Origin of the sequence: Roseateles sp. SL47 (genome assembly GCF_026625885.1) — a bacterium.
In the GTDB taxonomy this organism is placed as follows: Bacteria; Pseudomonadota; Gammaproteobacteria; order Burkholderiales; family Burkholderiaceae_C; genus Roseateles.
Genome location: NZ_CP113068.1, coordinates 2,240,297 through 2,253,422, shown reverse-complemented (window position 1 = coordinate 2,253,422; position 13,126 = coordinate 2,240,297). Strand labels below are relative to the sequence as shown.

Here is a 13,126-nt window from a genome sequence, read left to right as displayed (position 1 = left end):
TCAGGCGGTGCGGTCCGCAGCCGCTTCGGCGCTGTGTGCGGCCGAGGCGCTGGCAGTCACCGAGCCGGTGGCGGCGCCCTGGGCCAGGGCCTGGCGCAGGGCCTCCACCACCTGGTCCTGCTGCGCCTCGGTCAGGTCCGGGCTCATCGGCAGGCTCATCACGCGCGTGGCGGCGGTTTCGGCATGCGGCAATGGAGCCGGCACCCGGCAGCGGTCGGCATAAGCCGCCTGACGATGCAAGGGCTTGGGATAGTGGATGGCGGTGGGAATGCCTGCCGCCTTCAGCGCGGCCACCACGGCTTCACGCTGGTCCACCTGCACGGTGAACTGCGCCCAGACGCAGTCACGGTCCTCGCGCACCGCCAGGCCTTGCAGCGGCAGGTCGGCCAGCAGTTGCTGATAGCGCGCACCCAGGCGCAGGCGCTGCGCCACTTCCCAGTCAAAGCGCTCCAGCTTGCCCAGCACCACGGCGCATTGCAGGGTGTCCATGCGGCCCCCCACGCCCACACGGGTATGGGTGTAGCGCTGGCTCTGGCCGTGCACCCGGATTTCGCGGGCGGCTTTTGCCAGGGTGTCGTTGTTGGTGAACAGTGCGCCGCCGTCCCCATAACAGCCCAGGGGCTTGCTGGGGAAGAAGCTGGTGGCGCCCCAGGTGGAGAGGCCGCAGGAGCGGCGCGGCGTCGTCGCGTGATCCGTCCGCCTGCTGCGGTAGGTCGCCCCGAAGCTCTGCGCCGCATCCTCGATCACCGGGATGTCGCCGTGCCGGGCGGCGATCTCGTTGATGGCATCCATGTCGGCCACCTGGCCATACAGGCTCACCGGCATGATGGCCCGGGTGCGCGGCGTGATGGCGGCTTCGATCAGGCGTGCATCGATGTTGCAGCTGTCCGGCTCGATATCCACAAACACCGGTACCCCGCCCAGCAGCACGATCACTTCGGCCGTGGCGGCGAAGGTGAACGGGGTGGTGATGACTTCGTCACCGGGTTGCAGGTCCAGCGCCATCAGCGCGATCAGCAGCGCCTCGGTGCCACTGGCCACAGTGATGCAGTGCTTCACCCCGACATAGGCGGCGAGCTTTTGTTCCAGCTCCTGCACTTCCGGCCCCATGATGAACTGGCCATGGTCCAGCACCGCCTGGATGCGGGCATCGATGCTGGGCTTGAGGGCCGCGTACTGGGACTTGAGATCAATGAAGGGAAGGCTCATGCCCGGGGCTCCGTGGAGGACGCGGGCACCACCCAATGCAGGCCCTTGTCATCGAGTTCATACACCTCGCCGCTGCCGGGGCAGATGGCACGGCCGTGGCCGGACACCGGGAGGTCGAGTTTTTCGCCATGGCGGCTCATCCAGCCGATCTGGCGGGCCGGGACACCCACCATCAGCGCATGGGCAGGGACATCCCCTTTGACGACTGCACCCGCGCCCACAAAGCAATACTCGCCCAGCGTGGCGCCACAGACGATGGTGCAGTTGGCGCCCAGCGTGGCGCCGCGCCGGACCAGCGTGCGGCGGTACTCGTTCTTGCGCGGCACGGCCGAGCGGGGGTTGTAGACATTGGTGAAGACCATGGACGGGCCGCAGAACACGTCGTCCTCCAGCGTGACCGCGTCATAGACCGACACGTTGTTCTGGATCTTCACATTGCGGCCGATGCTCACATCGTTGCCCACAAACACGCCCTGCCCCAGCGAGCAATCCGCGCCGATGCGGGCCCCGGCGCAGACATGGCTGAAATGCCAGACCTTGGTGTTCTCGCCGATCTGCGCGCCGTCATCCACCACGGCCGAGGCATGTGTCCAGAATGCCATGGCTCAGAACACCAGCGGCAGGCCAACGCGCTGGCCGTCGCGGGCGCTGCGGTAGCAGGCCACCAGCAATTCCAGCGAGCGCAGGCCCTCGTAGCCGTCCACCTGGGCATGGGCCTCGCCCCGCAGCGTCTGGATGACGTTGTCGTAATAGGCGGCGTGGCCGAAGCCATAGACGCTGGTGGTTTCGTAGCTGGCGTTCTTGACCAGCTCGTCATCCGGATGCGGCGTGTCAAAGGCCCAGTGTTCGATCTTGTTGACGGCCGTGCCGCCGATCTTGACGGTGCCCTTTTCACCGAGGATGGTGATGGAGCCTTCCAGGTTCTGCGGATAGGTCAGCATGGTGACGTTGATGCTGGCCAGGCCGCCGTGGCGCAGGCGCAGGCTCATCACGCCGGTGTCCTCGGCCTCGATGTCACGGGCCAGCGTGCCGGTGTAGGCATGCACGTTGTCCACAGGGCCCACCAGCCAGTCCAGCAGGTCCACATAGTGGCTGGCCTGGTTCATGAAGGCGCCGCCGTCCATGTCCCAGCGGCCGCGCCAGCGGGCGGCGTCGTAATAGCTCTGCGGGCGGGTCCAGAACACATTCACCGTGCTCATGAAGATGCGGCCGAAGCGGCCCTGATCCAGCGCCTTTTTCACCAGCTGCACCGTGGCATTCAGACGGTTCTGCTTCACCACAAACAGCTTCACACCCGCATCGCGGCAGGCGCGCACCATGGCCTGGCCTTCCTCGAATTTGGTCGCCATCGGCTTTTCGCTGAGCACATGGCGGCCGGCGCGGGCGGCGGTGATGGCCTGCTGGGCATGCAGACCGCTGGGTGTGGACAGCACGATCAGGTCGGCGTCACTGCCGGCCAGCAGGGCCTCCAGCGAGTCAAAACCCGCCACACCGGTCTGGGCGGTGGCGGCGGCCAGGGCTTCCGGCCGGTTGTCGCACACCGCGACCAGCTCCGCCCGCTCCTGGTGACGCCCCAGCGCCTCCAGATGGTTCTTGGAGATGCGGCCGCAGCCGACCAGGGCGACGCGGATCTTCCGGTCCAGGATGGGGAACTGAGGCATAAAAGGCGAATTCGACGAAAAACCGCAGAGAAGACGCTGGATCCAGGCCCGAAGCATGCGGATGCCGCCCGCCACACCAGTGACACAAGCGGCAGGGGCGCAACGGGAACGAGAGCCAAGGTCCAAGGACGCTTGATCAGGCCCGTCACAGGGAGCCACCGGCGATCAATTGCCGCCTGGCGGGCCAAGCTGCAAATTTTAAGGGCCTATGACCACTTAAAATGCCGCCAGCTTCAACGAGTTCATGATGAGCCAGCCCCACGCCCCCTCCCCGGCCACCGCGCCCGATGTGCAGGCCCAGCCTGCCCAAGACGAAAACCAACTGATCGCGGAGCGCCGCGAGAAACTGGCCGGCATCCGCGCCAAAGCCAAGGCTGAGGGCAAAGCCGCCTTCCCGAACGACTTCAAGCCCCAGCATCGTGCGCTGGCGCTGCAGTCCGAGTTCGGCGAAGAGCCCAATGACACCCTGGAGCCCAAGGCCGTTCAGGTGACGGTGGCCGGCCGCATGATGCTCAAGCGCATCATGGGCAAGGCCAGCTTTGCCACGCTGCAGGACGCCACCGGTCGCATCCAGCTCTTCCTCTCCAAGGACGCGTTGGGCGACGAGGCCTACACCCAGTTCAAGCATCTGGACCTGGGCGACATCCTGGGCGCCGAAGGCACGCTGTTCCGCACCCGCACCGGCGAACTGTCGGTCAAGGTGACCACGCTGCGCCTGCTGACCAAGAGCCTGCGCCCGCTGCCGGACAAGTTCCACGGCATGCAGGACCAGGAGCAGAAGTACCGTCAGCGCTATGTGGACCTGATCACCGACGACACGGCCCGTGACCGTTTTGTGGCGCGTTCCAAGGCGGTGTCGTCCATCCGCAGCTTCATGGTGGAAAACGGCTTCCTGGAAGTCGAAACGCCGATGCTGCACCCCATCCCCGGCGGCGCCAATGCCCGCCCGTTCGTGACGCACCACAACGCGCTGGACCAGGAAATGTTCCTGCGCATCGCGCCCGAGCTGTATTTGAAGCGGCTGGTGGTGGGCGGCTTCGAACGCGTGTTCGAGATCAACCGCAACTTCCGCAACGAAGGCATCAGTGTCCGGCACAACCCGGAATTCACGATGATGGAGTTCTATGCGGCCTACTGGACGCATCATGAACTGATGGACTTCACCGAGGAAGTGCTGCGCCATGCGGCCCGTGCGGCCACGGGCAGCGCGTTGGTGAGCTATGCCGGCAAGCCGGTCGACCTGGAAAAGCCGTTTGCCCGTCTGTCGGTGCGTGACTCGCTGATCGTGCATGGCGGCCTGACGGCGGCCGAGGCCGACGACGCGGCCGTGCTGCGCGACAAGCTGAAGCACCATGGGGAAGAGGCGCCCAAGCACTGGAGCCTGCCCGAGCTGCAATTCGGCATGTTTGAAGCGGTGGTGGAAGAGAAGCTGTGGGAACCCACCTTCATCATCGACTACCCGGTGGAAGTGTCACCGCTGGCCCGCGCTTCGGACAGCAATCCGGCCATCACCGAGCGTTTTGAGCTCTTCATCACTGGCCGCGAATATGCCAACGGCTTCTCCGAGCTGAACGACGCGGAAGATCAGGCCGCCCGCTTCCAGGCCCAGGTGGCCAACAAGGATGCCGGTGACGAGGAAGCCATGTTCTACGACGCGGACTTCATCCGTGCCCTGGAATACGGCATGCCACCCACCGGCGGCTGCGGCATCGGCATCGACCGTTTGATGATGCTGATCACCGACAGCCCGTCGATCCGCGACATCATCCTGTTCCCGGCGCTGAAGCGGGTGTAATCCATCGCCCCAGGGCGTGCCAAAGCGTTGAGCGATTGCTGCTCAACGCCCTGCGCCCAAGAAAAAGCCGCTGTCGGGCATCGCCCGCAGCGGCTTTTTCATTGAGGCGACGAGCGGCTTACTTGCTCGACACGCCTTCCGAGGCGGCACCCTTCTTGGCAACGGCGGCCTTGTCGGCGGCCTTCTTGGCAGCGATCTGGCTGGCGCTCGGACCATTGACCCCGTTGGTCAGCGCGCCCACACCGGCCTGCTCGGCGCTCAGGGCGGCCACTTCGCCGGATTCACGGGCGGCTTGCAGCTCAGCCAGCACTTCGGCACGGGTCTTGGCGGCCGGTTCAGCGGCAAAGGCGGCGCCGGTGCTCAGCAGGGCGGCGGCGATCAGGGCGGTGGCGGAAAACTTGTTCATGGCGGTTCCTCTCGGGTGTTGATCCGGACTCCGCACTCCATGCGTTGTCCATGGCCTGAACTGTAGGCGTCGCTTCCTAGGGGAAACACTAGCCAATCTGGAAAGATCCGTTCACACTTTGTCAACAATCGCCCGATGGGGCGCCTTGCGCCCTATCAAAAGGCGCAAGGATTGATCCGCCCTCCGCCCGCAGCGATCAGCGGTGCTTAAACGCCGGGGCGCGCTTGGCCAGGAACGCGTCCATGCCCTCCCGCTGATCCTCGCTGCCAAACAGCGCATGGAAATAACGACGTTCCACCGCCACCCCATCCGTCAGGGGGCCCTGGTAGGCCAGGTTCACCAGTTCCTTGATCAGCAGGGTGGACGGGCCACTAAAGCCGTTGATGGTGTCGGCGGCCGTCAAGGCTTCGCTCATCAACTGGTCCGCAGGCACCACCCGTGACACCAGCCCGGCACGCTCGGCTTCCGCCGCATCCATCATGCGGGCCGTGAGCAGCATGTCCATGGCCTTGCTCTTGCTGACGGCTCGCGGCAGCCGCTGGGTGCCACCAGCGCCAGGAATGATGCCCAGCTTGATCTCTGGCTGCCCAAAGCGCGCCGTGTCGGCCGCAATGATGAAGTCGCACATCATGGCCAGTTCGCACCCGCCGCCCAGGGCGAATCCCGCCACGGCGCCAATCACCGGCTTGCGCACCTGCAGGAGGGTCTCCCAGTTCTTCGAGATGAGGCCGCTCTTGAATGCGCTCATGAAGGTGTGCGGCGCCATGGTCGGAATGTCCGCACCGGCGGCAAAGGCCCGTTCGCTCCCCGTCAGCACGATGCAGCCGATGCCGTCATCCGCATCAAAGGCCAGCAACGCCCGGCCCAATTCATCCATCAGCGGGTCGCTCAGGGCGTTGAGCTGCTTGGGCCGGTTCAGGCGGATCAGGCCGGTCTTGCGGTCGCCGCTGCCGACCACCTCCACCAGGATGTTCTCGAAGGCCACGTCGGTGATGGACTGGGATGTCATGGGCAAGTCTCCAGAAGTCGGCGGTGCATTCCCGCCCTTGTGATCGATGGCGGCAACTATAGGGTGGCTGGGCTGGCACTGGCCGCACTGGCCGCACTGGCCGGCGCCGCACCACTCGCCCCCGCCGCTGCAGGCATTGCCTGCAGTGGCGCCTCGCGCAGCGTGAGGTCGATGTAGCTGCTGCCATTCTTCTTCCGGTCCTGCCAGATGCGAATGCGCACCGGCAGGTACTGCAGCGTGGGCGCCAGCCATATCTCCGTTTCCATATCTCCCCAGGTGTCCTGCATGTCGGAGTCCACATGCCAAGCCTCCAGGGGCCCCATCGGGGTCTGTACGGTTTCAAGCTGATCCCGCACCACATAGCGCCAGAGGTGAACCCGGCGCGGCAGTGCCAGCGGCAACTGCACCAGCCACCCCGGCTGCGCCGTCTGCCGCCCCGTCAGGAACATCCAGGTGAGCTGCACAAACTGGCTGGCCGCGTCCTGTGTGCTGTCATCACGCGGCACGCGCTGGCCATTGGCCAGCACCACGCCTCCGTCGTCGAAGATCATGCTTGTCTTGCGCTTGCCGCCCGCCAGGCCGCCCGTGACCTCGTCAAAACGCGCAGGCATCAACCCGTTGGGGCCGATCAAGCCGTCACTGCTGAGGCGACGGGTCATCAGCGGTGCAAACGACGGGCCGATGCTCGCCTCCAGATGCACCTGGTAATGCGCGCCTTCCCGCAGCCACTGAACCCGGGCCTGACCATAGACCGGCCCACGGAAGTTGCCGGTGAGCTGATAGTGCATCTCGGTGGACAGGGGCCATTCCACACCGGGCGTGTAGTCGCCCGGCGTCTGCGGCAGTTGCAGCTCCACCGGGCCTGCCAGCGTCTCCACCGCGGCGGGCTTCACCGGCGCCGGTTTCTCGGACGCCGCCAGGCGGTCCGGCCCTTCGCCCTTGGGCGCTGTCAGCCCCGGCTTGGCTTTGACCGGGTCCGAGCCTGGCCGACCTTCGTTGCCCTTGGGCGTGGCCGGGATGGGCGGCGGTGGAGCAGCGGGTTGCAGCACCCGCACGAACACGGCCTGGATCCGCTCCGGCTCCGCCGTGTCCGGCTGCCAGCGGCCCATGAACTGCTGGGCCCCGCCCAGCAACAGCAGGTGCAGGACCAGCACCAGCAGCGTCAAACCCGCCAGTACGGCGGTGCCGCGAGGTCTCAGCCGCCCAGCCATGCTCGCCGCAGGCTTTGCGCGCGGGCGGGGGCCTTGTCCAACACGCCCAGGCAGATCGGACGGGCGGCGCTCTCCTGCAGCGGCAGGGCCAAGGTCAGGGGGAGCATGCGCTGATCCCGCGAGACCAGCAGTTGCAGGTCTTGCGGCTGCTGCTGATCCAGCGTCAGCAGCAGGTCATCCAGCTTGCGCACGCGCCAGCCATTGCAGGCCACGATCTCATCACCAGGGCTGAGGCCGGCCGCCAGTCCGGCGCCCTCCAGCAGCACCTGCTTGACCATCAGCCCGGCCTCCGATTCCTGCACCCGCAGCCCCAGGCGCTGGGCCAGGGTCGGTTTTTCATGGGTCCAGCGCACGCCCAGACGCTCCAGCAACGGCGCCAGCGGCAGGTCGTCGCAGCCCTGCACCCACTGCTGCAGCAGGTGGGCCACCGGCTCGCCGCCCAGTTCCGCTACGCGGCTGAAGATGCGCTCTTCGCTGATCGGACCGCCAGCGCTTTCGCGCCATAACGCCCGCATCAATTCATCCAGCGAGCTGGCACGTTCTGCGCTGCGCAGCGTGAGGTCCAGCGCCAGCGCCACCATCGAGCCCTTGGCGTAATAGCTCACCAGCGCATTGGGAGCGTTTTCGTCCTGGCGGTAGTACTTGGTCCAAGCCTCGAAACTCGACTGGGCCACGCTTTGATGCTTGCGCCCCGGCGCGCCCAGCACCTGGGTGAAGGTGTGGCTGATCAGCTTGAGATAACGCGCCTCGTCCACGAGGCCGCTGCGCACCAGGAACAGGTCGTCGTAGTAAGACGTGAAGCCCTCAAAGAACCACAGCAGGCGGGTGTAGTTCTCCTGCTCGTAGTCGTAGCGGGCAAAAACGTCCGGGCGCAGCCGCTTGACGTTCCAGGTGTGGAAATACTCGTGGCTGATCAGGCCCAAGAGCTTCACATAGCCTTCGTTCAGATCCGGCTGACCCAGGCGCGGCAGGTCGCGGCGCGAGGCAATCAGCGCGGTGCTGGCCCGGTGTTCCAGCCCGCCATAACCGTCATCCACACAATTGAGCAGGAAGACATAGCGGCTCATCGGTGGTTTGGGCTTGGGGCCATGCCAGAAACCGATCTGCGTCTCGCAGATGCGTTGGGCATCGCGCAGCAGACGTTCCGCGTCAAACACCGGCAGCGCGCCGGCCACCACGAATTCATGGGGCACCCCGCCAGCCATGAACTCACCGCGCCAGAAGGTTCCCAGCTCAAACGGATGGTCGGCCAGTTCGTCGTAATCGGCGGCCTGCCACAGGCCGGGTTCGGCGCAGGGCATGGCGGTGGCGACGTCCCATCCCGCCGGCACGCCGCTCAGTTCTATGCGGTGGGCCAGCGATTCCTTGCCATGTGCCCGCAGGCACAGGCTGGTGGGATTGAAGAACCCGCGCTGTGCATCCAGAAAGGCGGCACGGACCGAGGTGTCAAAGGCGTAGACCGGATACGTCACCACCAGGGCACCGCGGCCGCTGCAATCGAATTCCCACCGGTTCTTGGCGGTCTGATGCGCCGCAATGTCGCGGCTGCCCTGGCGTGCCGTGACCTGCCCCAGATGCCGGGAGAACTCGCGCACCAGGTAACTGCCTGGAATCCAGACGGGCAGGCTCAGCACCTGACGCGCCGCTGGCGCTGGCACGGTCACACTCACCTCAAAGCGGTGGGCGTGGAGATCTGCAAGGGCAATGCGGTAATGGATCATGAGTCAAGCCTACCAAGGCTTGGCGGCCTTCAGCACCGGCTTGGGCGTTTGTCGCTCTATTTAAGGGGGGGGCCCCGGCGTTCGCCCCGCAGGGGGCCCCCATTTGAAGCGAGGGTGACTCGCGTTATTTCTTGCGCGCAGGGGTTTGCACCGATGTCAGGTCGCCTGGGCTGCCAGGAAGCAACACAGGGCCGCCATGGCGCTCAGCCGGAAACGCATCGTCAGCCAGGCGCTGGCGCCCAGGGCCGGATAGAGACGCCGGTCGACGACATAACAGACGATCAACATCACGCCATGCACCACCAGCCCGGCGTTGGGCGGCATCATCGACGCCACCCAGGCCATCAGCGACGGCACCACGCCCCAGACATAGGGGCTGGGCGACGGCACCGCCTGGCGAAAGGCCAGCCCCCAATGGATGGCGCCCAGGAAGGACACCACCACGGCCGCGTAATTGGTCAGCCCGAGGATGGTGTAGAAGTGCGCGTCATCCCGCACCAGCCAGGCGAGCACCGCGCCCAGGAGGAAAGGAAACAGGCCGGCATAACCCAGCCTCAGGCCAATCGGGTTGGCAGGAACCACGGTGCGTTCGTTCATGGACAAAAGAGCAAGAAATGGAGCAGTCAATCGCCCAAGAAAGGGCGCAAAAAATGAGGATCAGGACTTGGCGCTGCTCAGGGTCTGCAGGCGCTGTTCCAGTTGGTCGGCGCTCAGGGCGCCCGGCGCGCGGGTACCGTCCTCAAACACGATGGCTGGTGTGCCGGTGACCTTCAGCTTCTGGCTGAGCTCCAGATTGCGCTGGATCACACTGGCATCGCACTTGGCATCCGGACGCGGCAGGGTCACACCGCTGACCATCCAGTCGCGCCAGGCAGCGGTATTGTCCTTCGCACACCAGGCCGCCTTGGCCTTGTCGGGCGAGTCCCCCCCGAGAATGGGGATGACAAAGGTGTAGACCGTCACATTGTTGACGGCCTGCAGCGACTGCTCAAAGCGCTTGCAGTAACCACAGTTCGGGTCGGCAAACACGGCAATGCGGCGCTTGCCGTCCCCCTTTTTCCAGACGATGGCGTCCTTCAGCGGCAGGCTGGAGAAATCCACCATGGTGATTTTGGTGATCCGATCCTGCGTCAGGTTGCGGCGGTTCTTGAGGTCGAGCATCTCGCCCTCAATCAGGTATTGGCCGCTGGCGTCGGTGTAGCGGATCTCGGCGCCGATGCGCACTTCCCACAGACCGGGAATCGGCGTCGGGCGGACCTCATCCAGCTTGATTTCCTTGGGCAGCGAGGCCGCGAGGTTTTTGCGGATGGTGTCTTCATTGGCCTGCGCAGTGCAGCCCACCGAGGCCAGGGCAAAGGCCAGCAAAGAAACGGAGAACTTCATGGAATGGCTTCCTTTTGTCCCGGGCACCGCCGGGCGCATTGACATTAGTGGCCGAGGGCTCGGGCGGTGAGCCACTTCTTGATCGGGCCTGCACGATCCACCAGCCGCAGGCCCTCATTGCGCAGACGCGCAATCACCGGAGCCTGACTGGCGAAGCCGCGCAGAAGCGTGTCAGTGAGCTCGCCCATGGCCCAGGTGGGCGCCAGACGGGCACGGGCATAACGGCGCAGCAACTTGTCGTCGCCCAGGTCACGCCAGGATTCGCGGGCGGCGATCACCTCCACCAGGGTTTCCACATCGGCCAGCCCCAGGTTGAGGCCCTGGCCCGCCAGCGGATGGACCAGATGGGCGGCATCACCCAGCAGCACCCAGCCGGGGCCGCACAGGCGGTCGGCACGGGCCAGTTGCAGGGGCCAGGCCTGGCGTTCACCGGCCAGCGTCAGCGCGCCGACCTGGCCGCCGGTGGCTTCCATGAGCGCAGCCTCGAATTCGGCCTTGCCAGCGGCCAGCAGGGTCTGGGCACGCTCACGTGGCAGCGACCAGACGATGCCGTAGCTGCGGCCGGCTTCCGGTCGATCAAAGGGGAGCAGGCCGAGGATATCGGGCGAACGGAACCACTGCAGGGCCACGCCCTGGTGGGGCTGGCTGGCCACGATCCGGGCGGCCACGCCCAGATGGCCGTAGTCATGCCGTTCGAAGTGGACACCGTGCTGGGTCTGGGCCGTGCCGGACTCCCGCCCTTCGCACAAGGCCTCCAGCGCGGCCGGCACGGGCGCCGTGACGCGCTGCACATGGGGGGCGAACCGGATCGCCGCATCCAGCTGTTCTTCCAGTGCTGCGGCGTCCACGATGTGGGCAAGTTCGCCCACGCCCTGGTCCCAGGCGCTGAAATGCAGGGAGGCCCCCGCGTGATCGCCCATCACCCGCATGTCGTGGACGGGGGTGCGGGCGTCATCCGGGAGGCTGTCCCAGACGCGAAGGCGGTTGAGCAAGCGCACGGACTGGGCATTCAGCGCATAGGTGCGGACATCGCTGCCCGGCTGAGCTGGGCGGCCCATTGTGGAACCGGTCGTGAGACCGGTCGCCAAACCGGCCTCGGCGGTGGCGCCTGCGGCGGGCGGGCGGCCCAGCAAGGCGACACGGAAGCCTCTGGCGCCCAGCGCCAGGGCCAGACTGCGGCCGACGCAGCCACTGCCGCGCACCAGGACGTCGAACTTTTCCATGGTCGGGATTGTAGGCAGGGGCTTGAGGGGTGCCAGCGCGGCCCGATTAAAATGTTGATCTGAAGGTAACCAGGGGCGGAAAGCTTCCGGCCTGGTGCCCTGTTGCCCGCTGCGCGTTGCCGCTGGCCTCCAAGCAATTCCGAAAGCCCCCCATGAGCCTCAAATGCGGCATCGTGGGCCTGCCCAATGTGGGCAAGTCCACTCTGTTCAATGCGCTGACCAAGGCCGGCATCGCCGCCGAGAACTATCCCTTCTGCACCATCGAACCCAATGTGGGTGTGGTGGAGCTGCCCGATCCCCGCCTGCAGAAGCTGTCGGAGATCGTGAAGCCGGAGCGCATCGTGCCGGCGATCGTCGAATTTGTGGACATCGCCGGCCTGGTGGCGGGGGCGTCCAAGGGTGAAGGCCTGGGCAACCAGTTCCTCAGCCATATCCGTGAGACGGACGCCATCGTGAATGTGGTGCGTTGCTTTGAAGACCCCAACGTCATCCACGTCAATGGCAAGGTGGACCCGATCTCGGACATCGAGGTGATCCAGACCGAACTCTGCCTGGCCGACCTGGGCACGGTGGAAAAGAGCCTGCATCGCTACAACAAGGCCGCCCGCTCCGGCAATGACAAGGAAGCAGCGGCCCTGGTGAAGGTGCTGGAGAAGTGCCAGGCCGCGCTGAACGAAGCCAAGCCGGTGCGCGGCATTGATTTCAGCAAGGAAGAGCTGGTCATCCTGAAGCCCTTGTGCCTGATCACCGCCAAGCCGGCGATGTTCGTGGGCAACGTGGCTGAAGACGGCTTTGAGAACAACCCGTTCCTGGACCGCCTGAAGGAATACGCGGCCTCCCAGAACGCCCCGGTGGTGGCCATCTGCGCCAAGACCGAAGCCGAACTGTCGGAAATGGAAGACGAGGACCGTGCGCTGTTCCTGGCCGAAATGGGCCAGGACGAACCGGGCCTGAACCGCCTGATCCGCGCCGGCTTCAAGCTGCTGGGCCTGCAGACCTACTTCACCGCCGGTGTGAAGGAAGTGCGCGCCTGGACCATCCGCATCGGCGACACCGCCCCGCAGGCGGCGGGTGTCATCCACACCGACTTCGAGCGCGGCTTCATCCGCGCCCAGACGATTGCCTTCGACGACTTCATCCAGTTCAAGGGTGAACAAGGCGCCAAGGACGCGGGCAAGATGCGCGCGGAAGGCAAGGAATATGTGGTGAAGGATGGGGATGTGTTGAACTTCCTGTTTACTCCGACCTAAGCACCTATGGACACGTACCCCGTCCTCACGGGGTATGGACATGACTACCCCCACCCGCCGTGATGGTGCGTTGCGTGGAGGCGAGTTAAAGCAGAAGGGGAGCAGCGTCTTAGGACCTGCTCCCCTTCTCTTCTTGGCAACGCTAGGCGCCCAACAAGGTTAATCACGGGCTCGTCTTGCTGTCGAACGTCCGTTCTATCTCCTGGCTCTCTTCACCTTGGGTCGATAGAAATCCTTGTTTCTTCAGGCGGTTGCCGA

At 65.5% G+C, this 13,126-nt stretch carries 12 protein-coding genes; 2 read left to right on the top strand and 10 right to left on the bottom strand.

What is annotated here, in order from left to right; all coding sequences use genetic code 11:
• Genes OU995_RS09705 through OU995_RS09695 form a run of 3 tightly spaced genes read right to left on the bottom strand, consistent with a single transcriptional unit; the run spans nt 1 to nt 2,870 of the window.
• On the bottom strand, nt 1–1,209 hold the full coding sequence (locus tag OU995_RS09705; RefSeq protein ID WP_267835311.1) for a DegT/DnrJ/EryC1/StrS family aminotransferase: 1,209 nt from the start codon (nt 1,207–1,209) through the stop codon (nt 1–3).
• A complete protein-coding gene (locus OU995_RS09700; RefSeq protein WP_267835310.1) occupies nt 1,206–1,811 on the bottom strand; it encodes an acyltransferase in 606 nt (201 codons plus the stop codon). The genes OU995_RS09705 and OU995_RS09700 overlap by 4 nt, the downstream gene beginning before the upstream one ends.
• Nucleotides 1,812–1,814: 3 nt before the next feature.
• The gene (locus OU995_RS09695; RefSeq protein WP_267835309.1) at nt 1,815–2,870 is read right to left on the bottom strand and encodes a Gfo/Idh/MocA family protein; all 1,056 of its coding nucleotides are present in this window, start codon (nt 2,868–2,870) and stop codon (nt 1,815–1,817) included.
• 244 nt (nt 2,871–3,114) lie between these two features.
• Here OU995_RS09695 and lysS point away from each other — a divergent pair, with 244 nt between their 5' ends.
• Nucleotides 3,115–4,665, top strand: coding sequence for a lysine--tRNA ligase (gene lysS, locus OU995_RS09690; RefSeq protein WP_420714843.1), 1,551 nt, complete (start codon nt 3,115–3,117; stop codon nt 4,663–4,665).
• 118 nt (nt 4,666–4,783) lie between these two features.
• Here lysS and OU995_RS09685 read toward each other — a convergent pair whose 3' ends face one another.
• The 7 genes from OU995_RS09685 to OU995_RS09655 all read right to left on the bottom strand — a co-directional run bounded on the left by OU995_RS09685 (nt 4,784) and on the right by OU995_RS09655 (nt 11,618).
• Nucleotides 4,784–5,071 carry a DUF4148 domain-containing protein gene (locus tag OU995_RS09685; protein WP_267835307.1) on the bottom strand — a complete coding sequence of 96 codons (288 nt, stop codon included), beginning with the start codon at nt 5,069–5,071 and terminating at the stop codon, nt 4,784–4,786.
• A 196-nt stretch (nt 5,072–5,267) separates the two neighbouring features.
• A complete protein-coding gene (locus OU995_RS09680; protein ID WP_324288732.1) occupies nt 5,268–6,080 on the bottom strand; it encodes an enoyl-CoA hydratase in 813 nt (270 codons plus the stop codon).
• A gap of 56 nt (nt 6,081–6,136) precedes the next feature.
• Nucleotides 6,137–7,291, bottom strand: a complete 1,155-nt coding sequence (locus tag OU995_RS09675; protein WP_267835306.1) for a DUF3108 domain-containing protein — start codon at nt 7,289–7,291, stop codon at nt 6,137–6,139.
• A complete protein-coding gene (locus tag OU995_RS09670) occupies nt 7,276–9,012 on the bottom strand; it encodes a M61 family metallopeptidase (RefSeq protein ID WP_267835305.1) in 1,737 nt (578 codons plus the stop codon). Before OU995_RS09670 ends, OU995_RS09675 begins: the two co-directional genes overlap by 16 nt.
• 156 nt (nt 9,013–9,168) lie before the next feature.
• Nucleotides 9,169–9,609 carry a DUF3429 domain-containing protein gene (locus OU995_RS09665; protein WP_267835304.1) on the bottom strand — a complete coding sequence of 147 codons (441 nt, stop codon included), beginning with the start codon at nt 9,607–9,609 and terminating at the stop codon, nt 9,169–9,171.
• A gap of 60 nt (nt 9,610–9,669) precedes the next feature.
• Nucleotides 9,670–10,395: a DsbC family protein gene (locus OU995_RS09660; protein WP_267835303.1), complete on the bottom strand. Its 726-nt coding sequence runs from the start codon at nt 10,393–10,395 to the stop codon at nt 9,670–9,672.
• A 44-nt stretch (nt 10,396–10,439) separates the two neighbouring features.
• The gene (locus tag OU995_RS09655) at nt 10,440–11,618 is read right to left on the bottom strand and encodes an FAD-dependent monooxygenase (protein ID WP_267835302.1); all 1,179 of its coding nucleotides are present in this window, start codon (nt 11,616–11,618) and stop codon (nt 10,440–10,442) included.
• Between the two features lie 152 nt (nt 11,619–11,770).
• On the opposite strand from OU995_RS09655, the gene ychF reads away from it, so the two are divergent.
• Nucleotides 11,771–12,868, top strand: a complete 1,098-nt coding sequence (gene ychF, locus OU995_RS09650) for a redox-regulated ATPase YchF (protein ID WP_267835301.1) — start codon at nt 11,771–11,773, stop codon at nt 12,866–12,868.
• Nucleotides 12,869–13,126 lie beyond the last annotated feature (258 nt).